The sequence below is a fragment of the Caballeronia sp. LjRoot34 genome (assembly GCF_964253815.1).
In the GTDB taxonomy this organism is placed as follows: Bacteria; Pseudomonadota; Gammaproteobacteria; order Burkholderiales; family Burkholderiaceae; genus Caballeronia.
Window position 1 is genome coordinate 68,072 of the sequence record NZ_CAXUSB020000007.1, and the last position, 22,406, is coordinate 90,477.

The following is a 22,406-nucleotide window of genomic DNA, read 5'->3' on the forward strand; positions in this document are numbered from 1 at the left end:
TAGCTCCAAGCGGAGGGCGGCCCGTTACTGATGGCCTCAGAATCCAGCAGCGCGCGCCCGCGGCCAACCTGCGCCTGCACGCGTGGTCGGTACTTCGAGGCATCTGAACGACGCGACATCATGGCTTCGCCCCAAAACAGTCTCTTTGCCAGAAATATGGACTGACTGGTAAAGTCTATGCTTCGGCGTTGATCAATAGCGTCTGACACAACCTATTCCGAGGCCACGCCGTTCCCATCTGGTTCCAGACCGCGTTGGCGAAGCCGACGGCACGTGCACTCATGGGCCGCCGAACACGGGGTGCCCGGCATCACGACGGCAATGCCAAGGACGTCGGCACGCTTACGAGCTACAGTAATTCTGACACAGGCAATCAGCTCAAAGATATGCAAGAGCACATCCTGGAAGGCCAGACCCTGGACTGGCTACTGACATCTGCCACGGAGGCGATGCTTATCGTTGATCGTGACGGTCACATCGTGCTCGCCAATCCGCCAGTCGAGAGGCTGTTCGGCTATCCGCGCGTCGAACTTATCGGTCGACCGATGGAGTTGCTGATGCCTGAGCGCTTCCGGGCAACGCACGTCACAAAGCGCACGGATTACGTTGCGGACCCGCACTCGCGGCCAATGGGCATCGGAATGGAACTGCGCGGCCGCCGTCAGAACGGCGATGAGTTTCCTATCGAGGTAAGCCTGTCGCCCCTCAGGACAGATCGGGGATTAAGCCTGGTGATGGCGACAATTCACGACATCACGTCCCGCAAAGATGCCGAAGACGCGTTGCTCGAGAGCGAAGCCCGTATGCGGGCGATCGTCGATACGGCGGTAGACGCCATTATCACCATCGATGAAACGGGCCTGATGGAACGCGTGAATCCGCGTGCCGAACGCCTATTCGGTTACACGAGCGCCGAGATGATCGGGAAAAACATCTCCATGCTCATGCCAGCGCCTTACCATGATATGCACGACGGTTACCTAGCCCGGTACAGGCAGACCGGCGAGAAGAAAATCATCGGTGTTGGCCGCGAAGTCGTCGGTTTGCGCAAAGACGGCACAACGTTCCCCATGGACCTCGCCGTCGCAGAAATGCATCTTGGTCAGCGCCGCATGTTTACAGGGGTAGTAAGAGACATCACCGAGCGCAAGTCTGCGGAGGAGCAACGTCTGAGACTGTTGCAGGAAATCAGCAGCGCCAACGAGGAATTGACGAGCTTCGCCTACGTGGTATCACACGATCTCAAAGCGCCGCTGCGTGCCATTGGTTCACTGGCGGACTGGCTGTCCACCGATTACGCAGACAAATTCGACGACGAGGGCCGCGAGCACATGCGGTTACTGATCAGTCGTGTGCATCGGATGAGCGCCCTGATCGACGGCATTCTGCAATACTCCCGCGTCGGGCGCGTCAAGGAAACAGCAGTCGCGGTAGATCTCAACGTGCTGGTACGCGAAGTGGTCGATCTGCTCGCGCCGCCCGGAAACATCAAGGTAACGATAGAAAACGCGCTACCCACCGTTATCGGCGAGCGGACCCGGATGCAGCAAGCATTCCAGAATTTGATCTCGAACGCGATCAAATACATGGATAAGCCCGTGGGCGAAGTCCGCGTCCATTGCGCCTCAAAAGGCGATCGATGGCAATTCTCGGTGACGGATAACGGCCCGGGTATCGAGCAGCGCCATTTCGAGCGAATTTTCCAGCTGTTTCAGACCCTGGCCCCACGCGACAAGGTCGAGAGCACCGGTGTCGGTCTGGCGCTGGTGAGGAAAATTCTCGAGATGTACGGCGGGGAAATCTGGCTCGAATCGACAGTTGGAGCTGGCAGCACATTTTTCTTTACCTTGCCCATGGGCAAGCCCAGAACACCACCCAAGGGAAACGTTACATGAAGACGCCGAATAAACCGATTCTCTTGGTAGAGGACGACGAGGTCGACATCATGACCATCAGACGTGCCCTGAAGGAAATTCATGTCGTTAATCCGGTGATCCCGCAGGAGAATGGGGAACAGGCTTTGGCTTATCTGCGAGATCCCGCCAACGAAAAGCCATGCATTATTCTGCTCGACCTCAATATGCCCGTCATGAATGGCATCGAGTTTCTGCAGGTGGCCAAAAACGATGACGAGCTCAAACGATTTCCGGTCGTGGTTCTCACGACGTCAGAAGAGCAGCAGGATAAGGTGAACAGCTTCAATTTCAGCGTGGCCGGTTATATGGCGAAGCCGGTGGACTACCGACAGTTCGTGGAAGTCATGCGCTCCATCGACCTGTACTGGTCCATCAGTGAAATGCCTTGAAAACGGGATCGAGAAACACCCGGAGACGTTTACGACCGCTCGACCGACCATGACCAAGCCCCAGATTCGCATACTCCTCGTGGACGACGATATGGTGGACCGGATGGCCTGCCGTCGCGCCTTTTCAAGGGACGAGACCTATGATTTCCTGTTATTCGAAGCGGAAACCGGTGAGGAGGGTCTCAGGCTGGTCGACCTGGAAAAACCCGACTGCATCTTGCTCGACTACCATCTTCCAGACCAGAACGGTCTGGAATTTTTGGCGGCTCTGGCTAACGATTCCGGAGAGATCGCCGTCCCGATCATGGTGCTGACCGGTGCCGATAACGCCACCATAGCAGCGGCGTTGATGCGAAGCGGCGCACGAGACTACTTGGGCAAGGACTCGGAACACCAGTACCTTAAACAGCTTCCCTCCGCGATTGAACGGATGCTACGAGCCCAACAGATGCTGGAGGAAAAGCGTCAGGCCGAGGCCAAGTTTCGCACCCTGGTCGAACAGATTCAGGCCATCACCTACATCTCTTCCACCGGAGAGCCCAGTTCGCTTCAATACATCAGTCCGCAGATTTCCATTCTGGGATTTTCCCCGCAAGAGTGGCTGGCGGACTCAGAACTCCATGCGAGACAGATTTATCCAGACGATCGCGCCCGCGTACAGGAAGCGGTTGCCAGCAGCATCGCCGACGGTAGCCTGCTGCGAGTCGAATACCGCCTCGTAGCCAGAAACGGTGAGGTCATTTGGTTTCGCGATGAGGCGCAAGCGGTCCTCGACCATTCGGGGCGGCCACTTTTTCTGCAAGGCATTCTGGTCGATATCACGCAGAACAAGCTGGCGGAAGATGCACTGCGGCAGTCGCGAGAGGCTTTGCGCTCGCTAGCCGCGCATCAGGAAATGATCAAGGAAAACGAGCGCAAGCGCATCGCTCAGGAAATACACGACGAACTCGGCAGTCTGCTGACCGGCATCAAGGCATATGTATCCGTCTCCGGCGAGCGGTCAGTCCAGGCAGGCATGCCGCAGGACCCCCTATTGACTGACGCCGCCCGTCTTTGCGATGAGGCCATCGAAGCAGTGCGCAGAGTCATTACGGATCTCCGACCGAGCGTACTGGACCAGCTTGGCGTCTGGGAAGCATTGGAATGGTACGCTAACCAGATAGAGATGCGCTCGGAACTGATGTGCGAATGCGCGATCGACGCCAGCGCCGTATCTGCAGAAATTGATCCCGAACGCAGCACCATGCTATTTCGGATCGTGCAAGAGACGCTGACCAATGTCCTGCGCCATGCCGAAGCGTCGCATGTATCGATTCGCGCGGCGCAACGGGATGGTGAAATCATTATCGACATCCGGGACGACGGCAAAGGTATCGAAACCGAGCGCTTGCCCGGGCGGCAGTCATGGGGCATTCTCGGAATGCATGAACGCGCACGGCATTTCGGCGGCGAACTGACGATCACGGGCGAGGCGGGAATTGGCACTGCGGTAACGTTGCGATTGCCTGTGGGGAACTCAAATGGAAACTGAGCCAATCAAAGTGTTGCTGGTGGATGACCACACTGTTGCCCGCAACGGAGTTCGTCTTATGCTCAGTTCCGCCAGCGAAATTCGCGTTGTCGGCGAAGCCGGTACGGCGTCAGATGCGTTGCAACTGGCGCGCGAGCAGACCTTCGACGTCGCGCTCGTGGACGTTGCACTACCAGGCAAGAACGGCCTAGAACTGCTCAAGTCCCTTCGCGTAGCGCAGCCCAAGTTGTCTGTTCTGATTCTCAGCACGTATTCGGAAGAGATCTATGCACTGCGTGCGCTGAAGCTCGGCGCCGCAGGATATCTTACCAAAGACAGCCCGACGGCTACGCTGATCGCCGCTGTTCGAAAAGCCGCGACCGGAGGCAAGTACGTGAGCCCGTCCCTCGCGGAAAAATTCGTTGGTATGATCAGTGGGCAAAGCGCTGCCTCACACGAAGCCCTATCAAATCGGGAACTCGAGGTATTGAAGCTGCTTGCCCGTGGCGAGAGCCTGATCCGGATTGGGGAAATGCTTCACCTCAGCCCCAAAACCGTCACCACCTACCGTACGCGCATTCTCGAGAAAATGGGACTTGCCAGTAACGCGGAACTGACCCGCTACGCGGTCGAAAACGGTCTTCTGGCATAGCCACCCAGCCATCAACTGCATGACGGTCCGCCTCTTTGTAGGTGAACGCCTACAAAAATTCCTATCAATCCCCGATAGTGGATTTCGCACGTCCCGCAGAAAATTGTCTCCATCAAGAGATGTTCCGGTCGCTGGTAATGAATAACGCTGGCACCCCCAGTCCTCGTTGCCAATGCCTTTCTCCCCCCTGCTGGAGTATAAACATGCTGAACAGCGTCACCGACCAACGCGCAGGCGCGCGTTCGCGCGGCTTTGAAAATCCATCGCTGCAAGCCATGGCAATTGAGGCGAACCGCATGGGATCGGCCAGTCGAATGATATCGCGACCTGTCGTAATGCTGGTTCAGCAGAACGCCGTAAAAGCGGTGCCGATAGCCAAGCCGCTCAATCTTGCTGTCAGAGTCGAATGCACGCGCTGCAGCACACGCGGCGTTTGCATACCGGATGGGTTGAAAACGAAAACTCCGGACACACTAGACGGCGTATTCGGAAAGAGTCGTAAGATCCGACGTGGAGAAGCAATATATCGGGCGGGCGACACTTTCCACAGTCTGTACATCACCCGGGCGGGTTCGTCTAAGACTGTCGCTATGCATCGCGATGGCAGGGAACAAATCACCGGCTTTCAGATCACCGGGGAGTTTCTCGGTATGGAAGGCATCGGTACCGGTAAGCATACAATCGACGCCATTGCTCTGGAAGACAGCGTGGTATGCGCAGTACCGTTCAAAGGGCTTGAGACATTGGGCGAGCACGACAAGGATTTTCAGCGTCATTTGCACAAGATCATGAGTCGGGAAATCGTACGCGAGTCCGCGCTCCTCATGCTCATAGGCAGCATGACCGCCGAAGAGCGCGTGGCTGCGTTCTTGATCAATCTGTCCAAACGATTTAATGACCGAGGTTACTCTCCCGCTGAATTCCATTTGAAAATGACCCGCGAGGAAATCGGTTGCCACCTCGGCCTGAAACTGGAAACCGTGAGCCGGATGTTTTCCAAGCTGCAGCAACGTGGGCTTATCGAGATGCACGGCAAGCAGACGAGAATTATCGACATCCAAGGACTCGATAGCGTCTGAGGGAACGACCGACCGCGGACCAGCGAGGAATCGAGCGAACCCGGTGAACGCGCTCAAGTTCTCCACCTATCTCGCCGCTATCCAAGCGTGCCAGCCTAGGAACGGTAAATCAGTAGCAGTAACGTTGGATCTGAAAGGCCATCCTTCAAGTTCATTCGATGGGACCGCCAGGATCACCAATAGACGCGATTTCCAGCAGGCTCCTGATCAACCGAGAATCGTTCGACGTCGAGCCAGGAAATACAAGTGGCGAGGCAGAAACCCTCACTGTTCGGGGCTACGTCGGCGGCACCGGCGAGCTGCTCGTGCATCTGGCACTGGGCTCGCACAGCGGAAGCCTTACGCTGTGCTGGTGGCTGCGCTGGCCGGTGGCCTGACAACCGGGCTGATGTCTGTCGCGAATCTGACGATCAGATCAAATTTCCGGTTCGTCCTACGGCACTGGCGGCCGTATGGATCGCAGCGCTTGTTTCTTCTTGCCCCAACACTCGGCGACGCCATTCGACGCACTGAATATGCACTGTCGATGCCGCATGCGCAGGCCAGCACGGCGAGTTTTGTGGCCGGGCGTCGCGGTCAATCTTTTTGCTGGAGGAAGTCCAGCGCACCATAGCGATTGATCTGAATCAAGAACGCTCTTTCGCCGGAGCATAGTCTGTGTTCACTACATTCGTTGCCCTGCGACTGCGGAGGTTGAGATGGAACGCGGGAATCGTTATCGCAAAGCGGGCACCTTCTTCGTCTCGCGTGCCAATCTTGTACTGATTGGGTTTCTGGCCATCGGTGGATTCTATCTGGTGACGGAGCACCGGGCACATCTGTACGGCTGGTGGCCCTTCCTGTTCATCCTCGCGTGTCCACTGATGCATCTCTTCATGCACCACGGTCACGGCGGACATGATGACAGCGAACACCTCAGCGACCCAGCATCAGCTCGCCCCGAGAACACGCCCCCTCACCAGCACTGATCGCCGGCATTCGCCAGGAGCCTGCCATGCATGACAATCCCCCCGCGTACGGTTTGTGGTTGCTGGCCGTCGTCAACTCGGCCATCTTTATCCTCTTCGCGTTCACCTTCTTCAAGCCGAAGACGAAACGGGACTGGCGCTCGTTCAGCGCGTTCAGCGCCTTCCTCATCGCACTGTTCACGGAAATGTATGGTTTTCCGCTGACGATCTACCTGTTCTCGGGCTGGCTGCAAAGTCACTATCCGCAAGTGGACTGGTTTTCGCACGATGGCGGTCATTTGCTGGAGGAAATGTTCGGCTGGAAGGCGAACCCGCATTTCGGTCCATTCCATCTGCTGAGCTTCGTCTTCATCGGTGGCGGTTTCTGGCTTATTTCGGCTGGTTGGCAGGTCCTTTACTCGGCACAGCGTCGCCACACACTTGCGACGACGGGCGTCTACGCGTATGTGCGTCATCCGCAATATGATGGCTTCATGCTGATCATGTTCGGCTTCCTACTGCAATGGCCGACCCTGCTGACCCTGGTAATGTTCCCTGTTCTCGTCTTCATGTACGTAAGACTAGCGCGCGCCGAGGAACGAGAGTCAATGGAGGAGTTCGGGCCGCCGTATCGCCAATACATGGGCGACGTACCGGCGTTTATTCCGCGACTCGGCGCTCGTCACGGCGGCTCGACGCACGGCCCGGTCGGACTAGGCTGATCGAGGCGCGTCATGGAAATTAAACGAGAGCATCAGATCAACGTCCTTTATATCGTCGCCGCGTTTCTGGCGGTGATGACGATCCAGAGTTTTTTCGCCAAACCCGATCACATCAAGACGATTGCGTACAGCGAGTTTCAACAACTCGTGAGCCAGAGCAAGGTCACGGATCTCGTGATTGGACCAACTCAGATCACCGGCACCTACAAGGACGTGACGGCCAAGGACGTGCAGGCCGGCAAGCCTCAGCATTTTTCGACGCTTCGGGTCGAACCGGCGCTTGCGCAGGAGCTCGCCAAGACCAATCTGGCGTTTTCCGGTGAACCCTCGCCCGGCTTGCTTCCGACGATCCTGGGCTGGCTGATGCCAGCCATCGGGTTTGCCTTGGTCTGGATGTTCATGATCCGTCCGATGGCTATGGGGGGTGCGGGTGGCATGATGGCGATCGGCAAGAGCAAGGCGAAGATCTACGTCGAGAAGGACACCAAGGTCACGTTTGCCGACGTGGCGGGCGTCGATGAAGCCAAGGATGAACTGAAGGAAGTGGTGTCCTTCCTGAAGGATCCACGCAGTTACGGCAGGCTCGGCGCACACATGCCGAAGGGTGTGCTGCTGGTTGGGCCGCCGGGTACCGGCAAGACGCTGTTGGCCCGGGCCGTCGCCGGTGAGGCGGGTGTCGCATTTTTTTCGATCTCTGGCTCCGAGTTTGTCGAGATGTTTGTTGGTGTTGGCGCCGCGCGCGTGCGCGATCTTTTTGAGCAGGCGCGCCAGCACGCACCGGCCATCGTGTTCATTGACGAGCTCGACTCACTCGGCCGTGCGCGCGGCAGCGCTTTGCCCGGGGGCGGCGGTCATGACGAGAAAGAACAAACCCTGAACCAGTTGTTGAGCGAACTGGACGGCTTTGACACGTCGATCGGCGTGGTGCTACTTGCCGCTACCAATCGCCCCGAGATTCTCGACCCGGCGCTGCTGCGGGCTGGGCGCTTCGACCGGCAGGTCCTGGTTGACCGGCCGGACAAGACCGGGCGTTGCGAAATCCTCGAGGTCCACCTGAAGAAAATCAAGCTGGCCTCTGGTGTCCCGGTCGAGGACATCGCGGCGCTCACCCCCGGCTTTTCGGGTGCCGATCTGGCAAACCTCGTCAACGAGGCAGCGCTGCTTGCGACGCGCCGTAACGCCGAGGACGTCACTCTGGACGACTTCACGCAAGCAATTGAGCGGATTGTGGCAGGGCTCGAGAAGCGCAACCGCCTGCTCAATCCGCATGAGCGGGAGGTTGTGGCCCACCATGAGATGGGGCACGCGCTGGTGGCGATGGCGCTGCCTGGCGTCGACCCCGTGCAGAAAATATCAATCATCCCCCGCGGTATTGCTGCCCTTGGCTACACCATTCAACGCCCCATCGAGGACCGCTTCCTGATGGACCGTGCCGAGTTGATGAACCGGATGGCAGTGCTGCTTGGCGGGCGTGCTGCAGAAAACCTTGTCTTCGAAGAAGTGTCTACAGGAGCGGTCGACGATCTCGCCAAGGCCAGCGACATCGCACGCAGCATGGTCGTGCGCTTTGGCATGGACCCGAAGCTCGGCCAGGTGGCCTATGAGCCGGAAAGCGTCTCGGCGCTAGGTATGCCAACCGGCGTCGATTGGCGCCCGCGGCAATACGGCGAGCAGACGGCGACCGCTATCGATATAGCGGTGCGTGAGTTGATAGACGTTGCGTTCAAGAGGGCCTCTTCGATTCTGTCGGCAAATCGCGCGCTGCTCGCCCAGGCTGCGGGCAATTTGCTTGCCAAGGAAACGATGTCTGGAGAGGACTTGCAGATAGTCGCGAGGCAGCTCACCAGCGAAGATGCAACCGGGAGCGGACTTCGCGTCATGGCTGCGGCAAGCGTCGCTGCAAACAGCTGAACCGGAGCCGAAGGTGCGGAACGAGCCACGTTTCAACCGTGAGCCATGTCGCGTGTTCGGCAGAGCATGGCGAATTATCAACGTCCACCCAACTGGCCGGGCGACGGGAGAGGTACATGGAGAGGCTGGTAGATGTAGCCAAGAGGAGAGTGCACGCCTTAATAGCGCGTTCGCGAAATGACGGGCCATTGTTCCCTCTCCGGGTCAGCCCCCCGATTGCCGCGCTGGCGACGTCCGGACATTCGGCTCCGATGGCCGTTATCGTCCGCGCGCTCAATTACACTCAATTCACCGAGCCCGCGCACCGACGTGAAATCTTGGGTACTCCGACTGGGCGTCGGGATGGAGCGGCAGCATGAGCGCGCAAGCGGTTATCCGGCCGCTGCCGTGGCGACTGTTTTGCCCGTTGCTGCTGGCCATGTTCGCGCTCGCCGTCGGCTACGGCTTTCTGTTGCCGATTCTGCCCGGTATGCTCGAACGCATCGTCCCAACGGCAGACCCCGCCGGCTTGTCCAGGCACACCGGCTTGCTGACCGGAACGTACGCACTCGCTCTGTTCCTGTTCGCGCCGCTGTGGGGCCGGTTTGCCGACCGGCTCGGGCGCAGTCCTGTGATCTTGATCGGGCTGGTGGGGCTCGCCGCAACGCTCGCGCTCTTTGCAGTCGTCCGCAGTCTTCCGCTGCTTTACCTTGAACGCGCGCTCGGCGGCCTGTTTGCGTCGTCGATCACACCTGCGGTGTACGCGCTTGTTGGCGACCATGCTCCGTCAAAGGAATGGCGCGCTCACCGCTTCGAGATGCTCAACATCGCTGGCGCGACGGGGTTCCTGGTCGGTCCGATGCTGGGTAGCTTGCGATGCACGTCGCGCGCAATTTCTTGCCGAGTGTAGGAGAAACCGGCGCTTACTAGCCCCCGTTCCTTTTGACTTCTGGCCTCGCGTTCGCGGTCGCGCTGGCGGTCTGGGCGTTTGTGCCGAGCGCGAACGGACGCGCGGGCAATCCGCACGTATCGAGCGGTTCCCCAGACGGCCGCGCCACGTTACTGCGGCTCCTCGTCATCTCGTTCGTGACAGCTACTGCAGTCGCGGCGTTCGAAGTCGGCCTCTCATTGCGCGGCACGCAACTTCTCGGTATGAATACCGCCGAGATCGGGCTCATGTTTACCGAGTGCAGTCTCGTTATGCTGACCGTCCAAGCGCTTGTATTTTCTCCGCTCGTCCAGCCGGAGGCCACCCGCTGGTTGCTCACGCCAGCGCTTGCCATCCTCGCAGCGAGCTTGGCGGTCGCGCCGTTTACCGCGAGCGGCCTTGCCCAGGCAATTGCCGTCGCACTTGTTGCGGGAGCGCTGGGATCATTTCCCCCATCGCCACTTACCGGATCTCGCTCCGCGCCGGCGAACGGCAAGGTGCCGCGCCTGTACTGGCAGACTGCCGCTGCAAGTCTTGGCCAGTCGGTAGGCTCAGTAAGCGGCGGTGTTCTGTTCAGCGTTGCCTTCATACCCAACGCGTTTTTCACGCTGACAGCCATGGTTGTTCCCGTTGGCCTTCTCGCACAGGCCATATTCGGAAGTCAAGGCAAACCGGGTAACGCGCCGTTGGCGAAAAGCGCACTGTCCGACGCGCCTGAAGTGAAAGACCGGACAAGTGGAGCAGGTACCGCGCCGTCACTTAAATGTCTGCGGCTGCGGACAGTACACCGCTTTCCTCATTGAATGGACTCGAATGCGTCACTAAGGTCGTCGGGTTTCTCCACAGTTGCACATTGGCGTGAAGAGCTCGTCTTCCCACGGGCCTGCGACGCCGTGATAAGTGGTCGTGTACATCGTTCATTTCATTTGCAGATTCCCCAACGCGCGACGCCTACGCGTCGCAAGTTCCGGCAATAGGACTGCAGGCTAGTGGGTCCGGCCATCACCAGCCTGATGTAGGTCAAGCTGAAGGGGCAATTGAGGTGGACACTTCCGAAGCATGCCCGGTTGCCCGATCGCAGCAGACTGCACGACGCGCGGAAATTCTGCCGCTATCGATTATCGCCCACCGCCATACCAGAGCGGAGAATCGGGCAAGCGCGGCTAGACTGCAAGAAGTACACGCTGCGCCCCCCCGGGCCAGTAGCCCAGTTGAGGCGCCTATGAGGCACACGCACTAACCCTTGAGTGGAGTTCTCATGCAAGACGAACATATTGCCCATCACTCCCACCCGGAAGCGCTTGCCGGAGGGGCCGCAGAGGCGGCGAAGGAGGATGCCATCGACCCCGTTTGCGGAATGGGCGTCAGTTCAGCCACCGCGCGCTCTCTCGAATTAGAAGGGACAACGTACTATTTTTGCAGTGCAAAGTGCGACGATGCTTTTCGGACGGAGCCGGCGAAATATGTTCATGTATTGGACTGCCCCCAGCCGACGCCCGAAAGAAAACCCGGCGTCATTTATACCTGCCCTATGCATCAACAGGTGCGTCAACCGGCTCCGGGCAACTGCCCCATCTGCGGCATGACGCTCGAGCCCGTCATGCCGGCTGGGACGGAGGAGCGTAATCCCGAACTGGAATCGATGACGCGCCGGTTCTGGGTTGCGCTGGTGCTGTCGATCCCGCTCCTGTGGATCACTACGGGTGCGATGCTGCCCTCGCTTGACCTTGGCGCACTTATCAATCGCCTTGGTGCCAATTTGGCCTGGCCGCATCTGATGTCGGTGACCTGGTCGCAGTGTGCTCAGGCGCTGCTGGCGACGCCCGTCGTACTATGGGCGGGCCGGCCGTTTCTGGAACGCGGCTGGCGCTCGTTCGTCACCTGGCAACTCAACATGTTCAGCCTGATCGGCTTGGGTGTCGCGGTCGCCTATGGTTTCAGTCTCTTCGCTTTATTCTTTCCTGCGCGATTGCCGCAGGCTTTCCGGCAGGGAACGGACCTTCCGCTCTACTTCGAAGCGGCGTCGGTGATCGTTACGCTCATTCTGCTCGGTCAGGTGCTCGAGTTACGCGCCCGGTCACGGACGTCGAGCGCAATCCGCGATCTGCTCAGTCTTGCACCGAACACCGCATTCCGGGTAAAGGCCGACGGCACCGAAGAGGAAGTGGGACTCGACATCGTGGCGGTCGGAGATGTGCTGCGCGTGAAACCCGGCTCGAAGGTGCCGGTTGACGGCGTGGTCATCGAAGGTCAATCGAGCGTCGACGAGTCGATGATTACCGGTGAGTCGATTCCGGCCGAGAAGGGAGCCGGTAGCAAGGTGACCGGTGCCACCGTGAACCAGACGGGCGCATTCATGATGCGCGCTGAAAGGGTCGGCTCCGAAACGCTGCTCGCGAGGATCGTGCAGATGGTCGCCGACGCGGGCCGCTCGCGCGCCCCGATCCAGAAGCTGGCCGATAAGGTGTCCGAATGGTTCGTGCTCGCCGTCCTATGGATCGCGGCCTTGTCATTCGCGGTGTGGGCACTAGTTGGCCCGGCGCCCGCGCTTGCGCATGCGCTGGTGGTGGCGATCAGCGTGCTGATTATCGCGTGCCCCTGTGCACTCGGACTGGCGACACCCGTTTCGATCATTGTCGGTGTCGGCCGGGGCGCGAAGGGGGGCGTGCTGATCAAGGACGCGGAGGCACTCGAATTGATGGAAAAGGTCGACACCCTAGTGGTTGACAAGACCGGCACGTTGACCGAAGGTAAGCCGCAGGTGCAGGCCGTCGAAGTGCTTGCCGGCATGTCGGAGGCCGACGTGCTGTCTTACTCTGCAAGTCTTGAAGGGCTGAGCGAGCATCCACTTGCGCAGGCAATCGTTGCCCGAGCAAAGGTTGCCGATGCGGCGATTCGGGAAGTGAGGGATTTCGCCGCGGTGCCCGGCAAGGGTGTCGCGGGCAACATTGACGGCCATGCCGTGTTGCTTGGGAATGCGCGTCTGATGGAAGATAACCACGTCGACCTTGCGGTGCTCAATGAGAGGGCCGAAGCACTGCGTGAACAGGGGCAGACAGTGATGTACCTGTCCGTCGACGCCAAGCTGGTGGGATGCATCGGGGTTGCCGATTCGATCAAGAGCACGACTCCCGAAGCCATCCGGCTGCTGCGGGCGTCCGGCGTAGAAATCATTATGCTCACCGGCGACAATCCGGTGACCGCCAACGCGGTCGCGAAGGCACTTTCGCTCGACGGCGTCAAAGCGGGCGTATTGCCGCAGGACAAATATAAGCATGTCCAGGAGTTGCAGAACCAGGGTCGCGTCGTCGCAATGGCAGGCGATGGCGTCAACGATGCGCCTGCCCTTGCGCAGGCCAATGTCGGTATTGCGATGGGAACCGGGACGGATGTTGCAATGAGCAGCGCGCGCGTGGTGCTCGTCAAGGGCGACTTGCGCGGCATCGCGAAAGCGCGCGCGCTAAGCGTAGGTACGATGAAGAACATTCGGCAGAACCTGTTTTTCGCGTTCGCCTACAACGTCATCGGCATTCCGATCGCCGCCGGCGTCCTCTATCCGTGGCTGGGGATCTTGCTCAGTCCTATTATCGCGAGCGCCGCGATGGCGCTGAGTTCCGTGTCGGTGATAGGGAATGCTCTCCGGTTGCGGGCGGTGAAAGTCTAGGGATGCGCGTGTCCAATTCACGCGGCACGCAGCGTAAGTTGTGCGTGCACAGCGGCTGATTTTGGCTGACAGTCTCCTTGACTGGTTGCCGAAAGGCAAAGCCTGATATTGCAAAGTGAAAGCCAGCCGCACGGCCGCGAGGCTATTCGTCGCAGGGCCGAGTACGAAAATGCTCGACGATCGAGCGTGGTCGCTTGCCGCGCAGTCACCATTCGGCCGCCTGACGGTCCACCACCTTTAGTCGTGTTCGTGGTGAGCCTTCCTTGCGGACGAATTGAGGCGCAGGACGTCGTTTGTTTGCAGTCGGTCGTTCCGACGAATCAATAATGGACGACCTGATGAGCGGACGACCAGTGCCCCGTGAGTCGGAGCGAGCCGTTGCCACCGGCTTCTTCATGATCACCGTCTGACTCGCGAGGTCAATTCCTGCTACTTCGCCTGAGAGCCGCAGGGTGGCCGAGACGATCTTGTTGTTAGCTGAAAAAATCGTTGAGTAGGCATTGTAGCCAGTGGCCTGCGTTTGGACAGAGTGAAGTTCTTGCCCTCGTACCGGTAGATATCGACGCGGCCAAACCGCAAGCCTTTCGGGACGAACCATTTGCTGACCTACGGGAAGCCGAGATTGTCGGACACGGAGTTGGCAACAATCAATGCCTGATTGTCAGGCGTCTTCATTAAATGGCGGGGTTTCTTACCCACCGGCGAGATGTCGACCACCTTCTGCGTTGCTTCAAAAGCAATGAAAGGAAGGGGATTGATAACGTGCAATCCCCACCTCATTTCTTCAATGAGGCAAGTAATGCTTGCTCAAGTGACAAGAGCCTCGAATTCGTCAGTTCGGCATGAAGCTTCATTGCTCGAATCAAGGCCTGTACATTTATGTCGTCGCTTTTCGACGCGAGATCATCGAATTCAGAAAATATCTTGTTAACAGCATTGGTGCTCATGGCAACTCCTTGTTGGGTTGGTAAAAGACTTCAGATCAACTCAGTTCCTGTGTGAGGAACGTTACATTCAGCGTCGTCGTGGCTTGGGGTACGCACGATCCCCTTAACACGATCTACGAGCGCCAAAATCGTCTCGTGCGAGCGGGCGGGCGCTCAAAGCACGGCCGGCTTGCTCGGCAATTCGTCGGGCTTTTCCTGCTGAGGCGGAAAATGTCTTTTCAGCAACGTCGTTACCTGCTCGATGCCCCGTAGTACTCCGGTCTGATATTTTCCGAGCGCGAAGTCGGCCTCCATCTGCCGGCACATCGCCTCCCACTCGCGGGGCTTCACCCTGGCATGCACCCCGCGATCGGCGACAATCTCCACATCGTGATCGGCAAGCAGCAGATAGATGAGTACCCCATTGTTACGTTCCGTATCCCAGACCCGCAATTCGGAAAAGACGTCGATAGCACGTTCTCTCGCCAACATTCCGTCCAATAAAGCCGCGATGTGCAGCGCGCCTTCGACAGCAAATCGGATCTGACCGATGTGCGCGTTATGGCTTTCCTGGATGGCCTTTTCAATTGCGCGCAGCGTGTCAGCCGGAAAGGCCCGATCCACGTGCCGGCGAGTCACGAACAAATGTCTGATGACACGTTTGAGGTCCATGGCTACCACCTGCCCGATGCGCCACCGCCACCAAATCCGCCGCCACCGCCACGGAAGATTGTACGGCCGGAGCCGCTGCCGAATCTGCCCGACGGCCCGCCGACAGCACGCCCCCCCGCGTAGGCGCCGAGACCGCTGCCGAGTAACGTGAAAGCGAGGGCGATCGCGCCCGCGAGTACTGCGATGAGCAGCGAGCCCGATAACATCCACGCGACCGCCGCGACGGCGCCGCCTGTCACCACAGAGCCGGGCAACCGTCCTAGTAGCGTCCGACACACCCCACCCGCGACCAGGGTGAGCACGAACAGAATGGGCAAATAGCGCGCGAGTTGCTCGGACACGCCACCTGCGCGTTGGTCTGGCGGCGGGAGAGGTTCACCATCAATGACGCTCATGATGCTGTCGAGGCCGGCCGAAACACCGCCGAAAAAGTCGCTCTGCTTAAATCTCGGAATGATCGTCTCGTTGATAATACGGTTGCTCGTTGCATCGGTGAGCGCCCCCTCGAGGCCGTAGCCGACTTCAATGCGCAGCGTCCGGTCGTCCTTCGCGATGATCAGCAACACGCCATCGTCAATACGCCCGCGTCCCAGCTTCCATTGATCAACAACGCGCAGAGAATACTGTTCGATGGTTTCCGGTTGGGTCGTGGGCACAATGAGGACGGATATCTGGCTCCCCTTTTTTGCCTCGAACGCCTGCAATGTCTGCTCTAGCGCCAAACGCTGTTCGCTGGTAAGCGTGGTTGTCTCGTCAGTGACGTGCGTCGTCAGTGGCGGAATCGCCACATCCGCACTCGCAACGCACGGCAAGAATGCGAGGACGGCGAGCAGCAGCATGCTTACGGACTTCAGGATGTTCAATTGGCTGCTCCGCTGGCCGACGTGGGCGCTGTGCTGAAATCAACCCGTGGCGGACGCACGATCTCAGCCTCGCTCGACACCGAGAAATTTGGCTTCTCCTTGTAGCCGAACATGCTTGCGGTGAGATTGGACGGGAATGACCGTACGGTCGTGTTGTAGCCTTGCACCGCTTTGATATAGCGGTTGCGCGCCACCGCGATGCGGTTTTCGGTCCCTTCGAGCTGCGCCTGCAGGTCACGAAAGTTGGCGTCGGACTTCAACTGCGGGTAGTTCTCGGACACAACGAGCAGTCGCGATAGTGAAGACGACAACTGCGCCTGGGCTGATTCGAATTTTGCGAATGCCTGCGGGTCGTTCAGAACCTCTGGAGTCGCCTGAACGGAACCGACTCGGGCTCGCGCCTCGGTCACGCTAACGAACACCTCCCGTTCCTGACTTGCGTAGCCCTTCACAGTGTTCACGAGATTCGGAACCAGATCGGCACGACGCTGGTACTGATTGAGTACCTCCGACCAGCTTGCCTTTACCTGCTCATCCTGAGTCTGGATGGCGTTATAGCCGCATCCAGAGACGGATAGAATGATGAAAGCAAGTAACGTTAGACATACGGTACGCATTAGACCTTCCTGTTCTTCGGACAACTGCCGCTAGCAAGCCTCTCACGATGGCCACGGCGCGGTGAGATCCAAACTGGAACCATTTTCTGCCTCGTCGAGAGGCCAACCTCAGCCTACGCGGCACGACCAGGCGCACGTTGACCCAAATCAAAGGAGAGACCGGCCAACATTCGATAGCGACGGCTATCTAGACGCGCACCTTGCTCTCAGCCTTTCCTACCGTTTCCTCGGAAGGCTGGCTGCTGTGCAAAGGCACTCAACTTCCGAAGCTCACATTGCTGTTCATGCTTCGTTCGCGCGACAAATCGCCAGCGAGATGTTCTCAGAGCTTCAGCCACCACGGTCTGACCTCGTGGATCGACTCGCTTCCGGCATGCATACGCTATCAACCTCACGTCGCCCCTATGCCATCTTCAGGCAAACGAATATGGTCCGCTTCGCGAGATCCAGAACAAACACTAAACCAAACTGGCACACCCGTCGTGGCGCCAGATTGGCTCCAAGGACGACATCATTAGCCCAACTGTCGCAAAGGTCGCGATTGGCCGACTGGCCAGTAATGACAATCTCGACCACTGATGGACCGACCGTGCACGACACGGGTCTTTTCGCGGCGAATTCGGAAGCAGCAGTGACTGCGGGCCTACGCGAGAGCCAACTTGGCCGAGCGCGAGCACCTTCAGTGTAGGATAATTTCGATAACTAAGACTTAGTAATCCAATGTTTCTTGAGCCCGACCCGTTCACGCGTCACTCTGTATCAACACTCGCGAAGTTATGAACGCTCGTGTTCTGCAGTTCATCACGCAGTCGACGGATCAGACTCGCAACGAGCCGCGCAGTGCGCCAAAATCTCGGCGCGGCGCACGTACAGTTTTTTCGCTCATGGCGAAAAGCGGTTTGTCAACGTAGTGCGTAACCCCCGTATCGCGGCTACCTGTCAATGAGTGAAGTTTTTCGTTGTAGGACCGAGCAGCGCTGTTGTACCGTTCGCGCGCGCGACTAATTTGTTTTCGTCATTCGACAGCTTCTACTTGAGAATTCCATATTCTGGATCGATCGCAAGTCGCCGTTTGCCGTCGAGACTGACCAGGAGGGCGCAGAGCAAACCAGCCAAATGCCTTTGCGCAACCTCCTCTTTTTCGAAGGCAACCTTGTCGCTCAACATCTCCCTGCTGGCCGCCTCCGATGCCTGGGAACAAGCGGCTTCGACAGATCCAGGTTCGAACTTCTGGTGCACCTCCATCACGCGTACCATGTAGATCAATTCTTGTGAGCTATCGACACGGTGCATGTATTGATCGAGCACATCCGTTAGCCCCACTTTCACGTCAGTGTCACTAGGCAGGGCAATGTCTGCGCCACATGCGCCGATTTGCAGAGAAACAAAAAAACGACCATGACCCGATGCTTTTTCATCTTAGTTTCCATTGACATTAGGGTAGTGCTGCGACGGCAGCATCTCTGCCGCTGTGTTAACCCGCGATCGTTCAGGATTGCCGACCTAAGCCCGCGGCGTCGGTGGGACTTCTACCGGTTACGATATGCTTCGACAAGCGTTGGCGATGCGCGTCTCACGCGAGCTCGTCCTGTGCGTCCAGCCGGAGCGAGCGTTACCGATCCTTTCTGCCCGACTCACAATATTCTGCCCATCATTGTTTCGCGTGCGACAGCGATTGGTTTGCATATGTACGGAACTCGTCATCGGTGCTTCGCGCCAGTCGCGCTTGACTTTAATCAAGCGTCTTTGCAGAAGGGGCATGGACTGAGCCGGCGAGACCTGCGTCTCTGGAGCGTTACGGTCCATCGAGCGGCGCATGCCGACGACGAGCCCCTTGGGTTGAGCGAACATTGTTGCGTTCGCGTGTATCGCAGTTTCGTCCCATTTCCATCCACACGAAGAATCGCTTACGCTGTAGCAACGAGCGCCCGCAGCGTTACTAAAACTCGTGCTTTGGCGACTGCTTCGGCAACGCCATTCCAATCCATTTATGATCGTGGAGACCGGTAGACAGACGCAAAGAATACAGCGGCACCGTGCTGCCTCGGGCCGCCAGAATGATCAGCGCCGTTCTCACCACCCAATAGCCGAGATCCGTTATCGCTGCCGCATTCACAGAACCAGCGCAGGATCCGATGTGGCTGGTCGAGAAGTCGGCACTGCTCGTCGCAGAGAGAATGGTCCTTCGCAACGAAGAGGTCCGTGCCGAACCGATCGACGATCTGACTCAGTTCGGCTTGAGTGGCGGGCGACAGCTTCATAGAATGAGAGCGGTCGCTACGCACGCGGATTCGCTGGGACTCTCTCGCCGATTTGCGCAGAGTCGTCTTGCGTTGAAGGGTTCGGACTGGATCGTGAACACGTTGCTCGGAGGGTCCAGAAAACGATAAGCGCGAAAACCGGGAGGATCCAAGACAGCAAGGAGCCGTACCAACTCCCCTCAGCGGTCTCCGAATAGTGCTTGTCAGTACCGACAATCTATCTCCGCTCGGTCGGTAAGTCGAGAAGCGATATGGCGGCCCGACACCCTTGAGCGTTTGCACCTCGTATTTCGGCAGCATGGCAATGACTGCGGGCGGGCGCACGTTGCCCGTCACATGGGTTTGACCGGTCTCGAGGTTATCGACCTGATGCGCCGCCAGCAGTTTGTGAAAGTCACTGTACTGGATGGTCTCGAATCGAGTGTTGGCCAGCAGCGTGCGCCGACGACCATGGCAACTAATACCACCGTCCCGAGTACCGTTACGACACTTGAAAAGAGGGATTTTTTATCCATTGCCGTATCGAGTGATTTTCGCGGGCAAGCAGCATACGTGCCGCCACCGCAGTTTCCTGATCCCGGTCAATCGAATCCCCCGCGTCTAAAAGACTCGCCTTTACCTTGCTCTCGTCGCGGAGCTGGCCGTTGCGTCAGAGGACCGGCGCATTCTGGTGCATTTTTTCCCATGACGCTTGGCATGTAGGTTCATTGATCAACCTCTGAAACTCAAACCCCCTCGTCTTTGGCAGAGTTCTTAAGCCCTCTTCCCGCGCCATCCTCGCACTAACTGATCGAGATCAAGATTCGAGCGGTTGACACCACTACGCTACAAATGCACGACTTTCTTTGCGAGTATTGACGCCATACCCAGGAGATCTAAAATGACCGAAATGCTATTGTTGAACTACGAAGCCCTGCCCGACGCGAAACCGGCGCCGGTTCATGGAAAAACGCTTGATGTAATTCACTTGCCGATGCCGGACCTACACGCGGGGGGTACCCTGATGACAGCGTTTTCGCATCGCGCGAGTTCGCGGACGTTCGCGGCAGAGCCCCTGTCAAATACGGTACTGGGCGCGCTGCTCTGGGCTGCGGACGGCGTTAACCGACCCGAAAGCGGCGGTCGCACAGCCCCGAGCGCGCACGCATTCAACGAAATTGACATCTATGTGGCACTTGCAAGCGGCGTGTATAGGTATGAGGCGCAGGCCCATCGACTTGTGCTTAGACATGCAATAGACGCAAGGAATCTGACGGGTTATCAGGACTTTGTCGGCACGGCTCCTCTCGACTTGGTCTACGTAGTAGACACCGCACGGCTGACGACAATGTCGCCACAGCAGCGCGACATATTTTCGGCGGTCGCGACCGGGGCCATTGCCCAGAATGTTGCACTGTATTGCGCATCGACCGGGTTGGCGAACGTGATTCGCGGCTGGATCAATCACCGTCCGCTAAGCGATGCGTTGAGCCTGACTAAAGCCGAGCTACCGATTCTCGCGCAGACTGTCGGCATGCCGGCTCCTCAGAAAATGTGAGCGAACAAGCAGCTTGGGCATGGATACTTCGCTTGGCATCGCCGTTTGAGATTCAGTCGATTCGATGCCAGCGCCTACGACGTAGTCATTCACGCCGCAATCCCAAAGTAGTAAAAACACGGTCGCGTAGGGTCCCGTTGGCCTATGTGTACACAATCCGCCTATGTGCTGTCAGTGAGCGCGTCACGTTCGCGCAGTACATTCCTAACCTCGCTCACTAGCCGTTCTCGTGCTTCTTCAGTCGGCGCAGTGCCTTGCGAAGCGTCTTCCTGGAGTCCAGCACATTCGCATGCCGTTGGACAAGGGTCTTGCTGACGACAACATCGTTAAGCGCGCCAAGCCATTCTTGGATCATCGAAAGCCATTTCGGATCGCCCCCTGGAACCTTGGTGAGTAAGGGAGAAAAGAATTCGAGCAAGTAGCGCAGCTTCGTGATTTCGATACGCACTGCATGCAGCGATGCGTCAGTGTGATGGCTTCGCCGCAATGCTCGCGCCGTGTGCTTGCGGACTGCCCGTACTACGAGGTCAATACGTGACCGCGCGAATACAGGTAGAGCGGGCCGCAACGCAAGCGCGGCCAACTGCGCCTGGCAGCTTCCAAGCGCACACTTAGGTTTTGAACCACTCGGCCGCTGTCGGTCCTTTCCCGACTCGCTTCGAAAGCTAGTGCGCGCTGTTGACCGACAGCGTTCGCCAATTTCGAATGCCATTTGCGCCCTTGTCCGTCTGTTGCCAGCAGTTCCTGAGCACGTCCCATCGCGGGTTGCGCCTGCGGCGTCGGCGATCTACCTAAACGCATCATACTGTTCATTGTAGAGCTTCGCATCGAACAAGGACCGGTACGCCCACCACAATGCACGCAAGCGCCTTAACGCGACTCGCAATCAGATGTAGGGTTTCACCACCTACATCTGGACCCGAATCAATCGCCTGCGCGCAGCGCGTTGCGTCACCATGACAGGAATGCTAAGTATGGAAAAAGCATCAACCGCACTCGAACTCGCGGCAAGTTGGACCTCCCGCCGCTTATTCACCGACACGCAGTTCATCGACTAGAAAGCGAACTCTCGGCGCCGACCAAGGCGCTCTGCAAGTGACGTCTTTTTCCGAGAACGAGCGACTCGACCGCGCAGCGTCACGGCGTCGCTGTTGGCGGTCAGAGAGATTTCCTTCGCCTCATTCTCCGCGTGGCGTTTCAGTGCATCTTCGATTTTCGTGCTAATCCCGTAGAACGTACTGCGGCTACGTACGGTAATTTGATTGACTACCATGCATACGCCGCGCAGGCGCGAAAAGACGTTTTCGGCCATTTGGCGCTGATAGCCCCAGTCAACTTCACCGGACAAGGGTTACCCATACATTCGCCACACGCACCTTGGCGGCGTCCTTACCAAGACTCGCGGTCCGATGGAATAACGCGTGTTCTGACGTCGCGATGTCTTCGTCGGTACGTTTGTCATTGTCCCGAGTTTGAATATCCAATTCAACCACGGCTGCGCTGACGCCCTCTACTCGCTATGCAGTCTTCAGCCGCGAGCTTTTCGCTGTATCTGCCCAATGACCAGCAAGCGTCACGATTCGGTCGCGCACTGCCACGCCGATACCTGTCGCATTTACCGCTGGGTCCCACTCGATCTCCTGCTCCACGACCCACTTGATTCGCTTATCCGTTTTCATGCACTTCTCCCATATCGGTGCAGAGGAAGGTCCGTTGGACATGCCCAGATGCTCCTTTGATGAAAGGTATTCTTAGCGTGCCACCGGCCTATGATCTGGGTCAAGCGGGCCTGCGTTGGAAACGCGCGAAAATGGAGTGATAGCGCGGCATGAG

Annotated in this window: 22 protein-coding genes; 12 read left to right on the top strand and 10 right to left on the bottom strand. The window is 58.2% G+C overall.

Features of this window, described 5'->3' with window-relative positions:
- Positions 1 to 254: 254 nt before the first annotated feature.
- From ACSQ36_RS44765 to ACSQ36_RS44815, 11 genes are all read left to right on the top strand, one after another.
- Complete coding sequence (locus ACSQ36_RS44765; RefSeq protein WP_436187245.1) at positions 255 to 1,895, top strand: sensor histidine kinase; 1,641 nt, start codon at positions 255 to 257, stop codon at positions 1,893 to 1,895.
- On the top strand, positions 1,892 to 2,305 hold the full coding sequence (locus ACSQ36_RS44770) for a response regulator (RefSeq protein ID WP_436187246.1): 414 nt from the start codon (positions 1,892 to 1,894) through the stop codon (positions 2,303 to 2,305). The genes ACSQ36_RS44765 and ACSQ36_RS44770 overlap by 4 nt, the downstream gene beginning before the upstream one ends.
- Positions 2,306 to 2,384: 79 nt before the next feature.
- Positions 2,385 to 3,836, top strand: coding sequence for a PAS domain-containing protein (locus ACSQ36_RS44775; RefSeq protein WP_436187247.1), 1,452 nt, complete (start codon positions 2,385 to 2,387; stop codon positions 3,834 to 3,836).
- Entirely contained in the window at positions 3,826 to 4,467 is a 642-nt protein-coding gene (locus tag ACSQ36_RS44780; protein WP_436187248.1) for a response regulator, read from the top strand. The genes ACSQ36_RS44775 and ACSQ36_RS44780 overlap by 11 nt, the downstream gene beginning before the upstream one ends.
- A gap of 314 nt (positions 4,468 to 4,781) precedes the next feature.
- Entirely contained in the window at positions 4,782 to 5,546 is a 765-nt protein-coding gene (locus ACSQ36_RS44785) for a helix-turn-helix domain-containing protein (RefSeq protein ID WP_436187271.1), read from the top strand.
- 698 nt (positions 5,547 to 6,244) lie between these two features.
- Positions 6,245 to 6,514 carry a DUF2933 domain-containing protein gene (locus tag ACSQ36_RS44790; RefSeq protein WP_436187249.1) on the top strand — a complete coding sequence of 90 codons (270 nt, stop codon included), beginning with the start codon at positions 6,245 to 6,247 and terminating at the stop codon, positions 6,512 to 6,514.
- Positions 6,515 to 6,540: 26 nt separating this feature from the next.
- Entirely contained in the window at positions 6,541 to 7,215 is a 675-nt protein-coding gene (locus ACSQ36_RS44795) for a methyltransferase family protein (protein ID WP_436187250.1), read from the top strand.
- A gap of 12 nt (positions 7,216 to 7,227) precedes the next feature.
- Complete coding sequence (gene ftsH, locus ACSQ36_RS44800; RefSeq protein WP_436187251.1) at positions 7,228 to 9,126, top strand: ATP-dependent zinc metalloprotease FtsH; 1,899 nt, start codon at positions 7,228 to 7,230, stop codon at positions 9,124 to 9,126.
- A 355-nt stretch (positions 9,127 to 9,481) separates the two neighbouring features.
- Positions 9,482 to 10,015, top strand: a complete 534-nt coding sequence (locus ACSQ36_RS44805; RefSeq protein ID WP_436187252.1) for an MFS transporter — start codon at positions 9,482 to 9,484, stop codon at positions 10,013 to 10,015.
- Between the two features lie 32 nt (positions 10,016 to 10,047).
- Entirely contained in the window at positions 10,048 to 10,836 is a 789-nt protein-coding gene (locus ACSQ36_RS44810) for a hypothetical protein (RefSeq protein WP_436187253.1), read from the top strand.
- A gap of 455 nt (positions 10,837 to 11,291) precedes the next feature.
- Complete coding sequence (locus ACSQ36_RS44815; protein WP_436187254.1) at positions 11,292 to 13,697, top strand: heavy metal translocating P-type ATPase; 2,406 nt, start codon at positions 11,292 to 11,294, stop codon at positions 13,695 to 13,697.
- 606 nt (positions 13,698 to 14,303) lie between these two features.
- Here ACSQ36_RS44815 and ACSQ36_RS44820 read toward each other — a convergent pair.
- The 7 genes from ACSQ36_RS44820 to ACSQ36_RS44850 form a co-directional block, all read right to left on the bottom strand.
- Positions 14,304 to 14,465, bottom strand: coding sequence for a hypothetical protein (locus tag ACSQ36_RS44820; RefSeq protein WP_436187255.1), 162 nt, complete (start codon positions 14,463 to 14,465; stop codon positions 14,304 to 14,306).
- An 8-nt stretch (positions 14,466 to 14,473) separates the two neighbouring features.
- The gene (locus ACSQ36_RS44825; protein WP_436187256.1) at positions 14,474 to 14,644 is read right to left on the bottom strand and encodes a hypothetical protein; all 171 of its coding nucleotides are present in this window, start codon (positions 14,642 to 14,644) and stop codon (positions 14,474 to 14,476) included.
- Positions 14,645 to 14,797: 153 nt separating this feature from the next.
- Positions 14,798 to 15,295, bottom strand: coding sequence for a TPM domain-containing protein (locus ACSQ36_RS44830; RefSeq protein ID WP_436187257.1), 498 nt, complete (start codon positions 15,293 to 15,295; stop codon positions 14,798 to 14,800).
- 2 nt (positions 15,296 to 15,297) lie between these two features.
- Positions 15,298 to 16,158: a TPM domain-containing protein gene (locus ACSQ36_RS44835; RefSeq protein ID WP_436187258.1), complete on the bottom strand. Its 861-nt coding sequence runs from the start codon at positions 16,156 to 16,158 to the stop codon at positions 15,298 to 15,300.
- A complete protein-coding gene (locus ACSQ36_RS44840; RefSeq protein WP_436187259.1) occupies positions 16,155 to 16,775 on the bottom strand; it encodes a LemA family protein in 621 nt (206 codons plus the stop codon). The genes ACSQ36_RS44835 and ACSQ36_RS44840 overlap by 4 nt, the downstream gene beginning before the upstream one ends.
- Positions 16,776 to 17,592: 817 nt before the next feature.
- Positions 17,593 to 17,781, bottom strand: a complete 189-nt coding sequence (locus ACSQ36_RS44845; RefSeq protein WP_436187272.1) for a hypothetical protein — start codon at positions 17,779 to 17,781, stop codon at positions 17,593 to 17,595.
- 23 nt (positions 17,782 to 17,804) lie between these two features.
- Positions 17,805 to 18,104: a hypothetical protein gene (locus ACSQ36_RS44850; protein WP_436187260.1), complete on the bottom strand. Its 300-nt coding sequence runs from the start codon at positions 18,102 to 18,104 to the stop codon at positions 17,805 to 17,807.
- A gap of 1,812 nt (positions 18,105 to 19,916) precedes the next feature.
- On the opposite strand from ACSQ36_RS44850, the gene ACSQ36_RS44855 reads away from it, so the two are divergent.
- Positions 19,917 to 20,573: a nitroreductase family protein gene (locus ACSQ36_RS44855; protein ID WP_436187261.1), complete on the top strand. Its 657-nt coding sequence runs from the start codon at positions 19,917 to 19,919 to the stop codon at positions 20,571 to 20,573.
- Between the two features lie 217 nt (positions 20,574 to 20,790).
- On the opposite strand, the gene ACSQ36_RS44860 is transcribed toward ACSQ36_RS44855, so the two are convergent.
- From ACSQ36_RS44860 to ACSQ36_RS44870, 3 genes are all read right to left on the bottom strand, one after another.
- On the bottom strand, positions 20,791 to 21,285 hold the full coding sequence (locus tag ACSQ36_RS44860) for a CHAD domain-containing protein (RefSeq protein ID WP_436187262.1): 495 nt from the start codon (positions 21,283 to 21,285) through the stop codon (positions 20,791 to 20,793).
- Positions 21,286 to 21,627: 342 nt separating this feature from the next.
- Positions 21,628 to 21,921, bottom strand: a complete 294-nt coding sequence (locus tag ACSQ36_RS44865; protein WP_436187263.1) for a BON domain-containing protein — start codon at positions 21,919 to 21,921, stop codon at positions 21,628 to 21,630.
- A 169-nt stretch (positions 21,922 to 22,090) separates the two neighbouring features.
- Positions 22,091 to 22,252 carry a hypothetical protein gene (locus ACSQ36_RS44870; RefSeq protein WP_436187264.1) on the bottom strand — a complete coding sequence of 54 codons (162 nt, stop codon included), beginning with the start codon at positions 22,250 to 22,252 and terminating at the stop codon, positions 22,091 to 22,093.
- Positions 22,253 to 22,406: the final 154 nt, after the last annotated feature.

Coding starts and splice junctions, on each gene's coding strand:
- ftsH (WP_436187251.1), top strand. CDS start 7,228: ATGGAAATTAAACGAGAGCATCAGATCAACGTCCTTTATATCGTCGCC.
- ACSQ36_RS44870 (WP_436187264.1), bottom strand. CDS start 22,252: ATGAAAACGGATAAGCGAATCAAGTGGGTCGTGGAGCAGGAGATCGAG.
- ACSQ36_RS44770 (WP_436187246.1), top strand. CDS start 1,892: ATGAAGACGCCGAATAAACCGATTCTCTTGGTAGAGGACGACGAGGTC.
- ACSQ36_RS44790 (WP_436187249.1), top strand. CDS start 6,245: ATGGAACGCGGGAATCGTTATCGCAAAGCGGGCACCTTCTTCGTCTCG.
- ACSQ36_RS44780 (WP_436187248.1), top strand. CDS start 3,826: ATGGAAACTGAGCCAATCAAAGTGTTGCTGGTGGATGACCACACTGTT.
- ACSQ36_RS44815 (WP_436187254.1), top strand. CDS start 11,292: ATGCAAGACGAACATATTGCCCATCACTCCCACCCGGAAGCGCTTGCC.
- ACSQ36_RS44805 (WP_436187252.1), top strand. CDS start 9,482: ATGAGCGCGCAAGCGGTTATCCGGCCGCTGCCGTGGCGACTGTTTTGC.
- ACSQ36_RS44795 (WP_436187250.1), top strand. CDS start 6,541: ATGCATGACAATCCCCCCGCGTACGGTTTGTGGTTGCTGGCCGTCGTC.
- ACSQ36_RS44785 (WP_436187271.1), top strand. CDS start 4,782: ATGATATCGCGACCTGTCGTAATGCTGGTTCAGCAGAACGCCGTAAAA.
- ACSQ36_RS44860 (WP_436187262.1), bottom strand. CDS start 21,285: ATGGCATTCGAAATTGGCGAACGCTGTCGGTCAACAGCGCGCACTAGC.
- ACSQ36_RS44855 (WP_436187261.1), top strand. CDS start 19,917: ATGACCGAAATGCTATTGTTGAACTACGAAGCCCTGCCCGACGCGAAA.
- ACSQ36_RS44825 (WP_436187256.1), bottom strand. CDS start 14,644: ATGAGCACCAATGCTGTTAACAAGATATTTTCTGAATTCGATGATCTC.
- ACSQ36_RS44840 (WP_436187259.1), bottom strand. CDS start 16,775: ATGCGTACCGTATGTCTAACGTTACTTGCTTTCATCATTCTATCCGTC.
- ACSQ36_RS44830 (WP_436187257.1), bottom strand. CDS start 15,295: ATGGACCTCAAACGTGTCATCAGACATTTGTTCGTGACTCGCCGGCAC.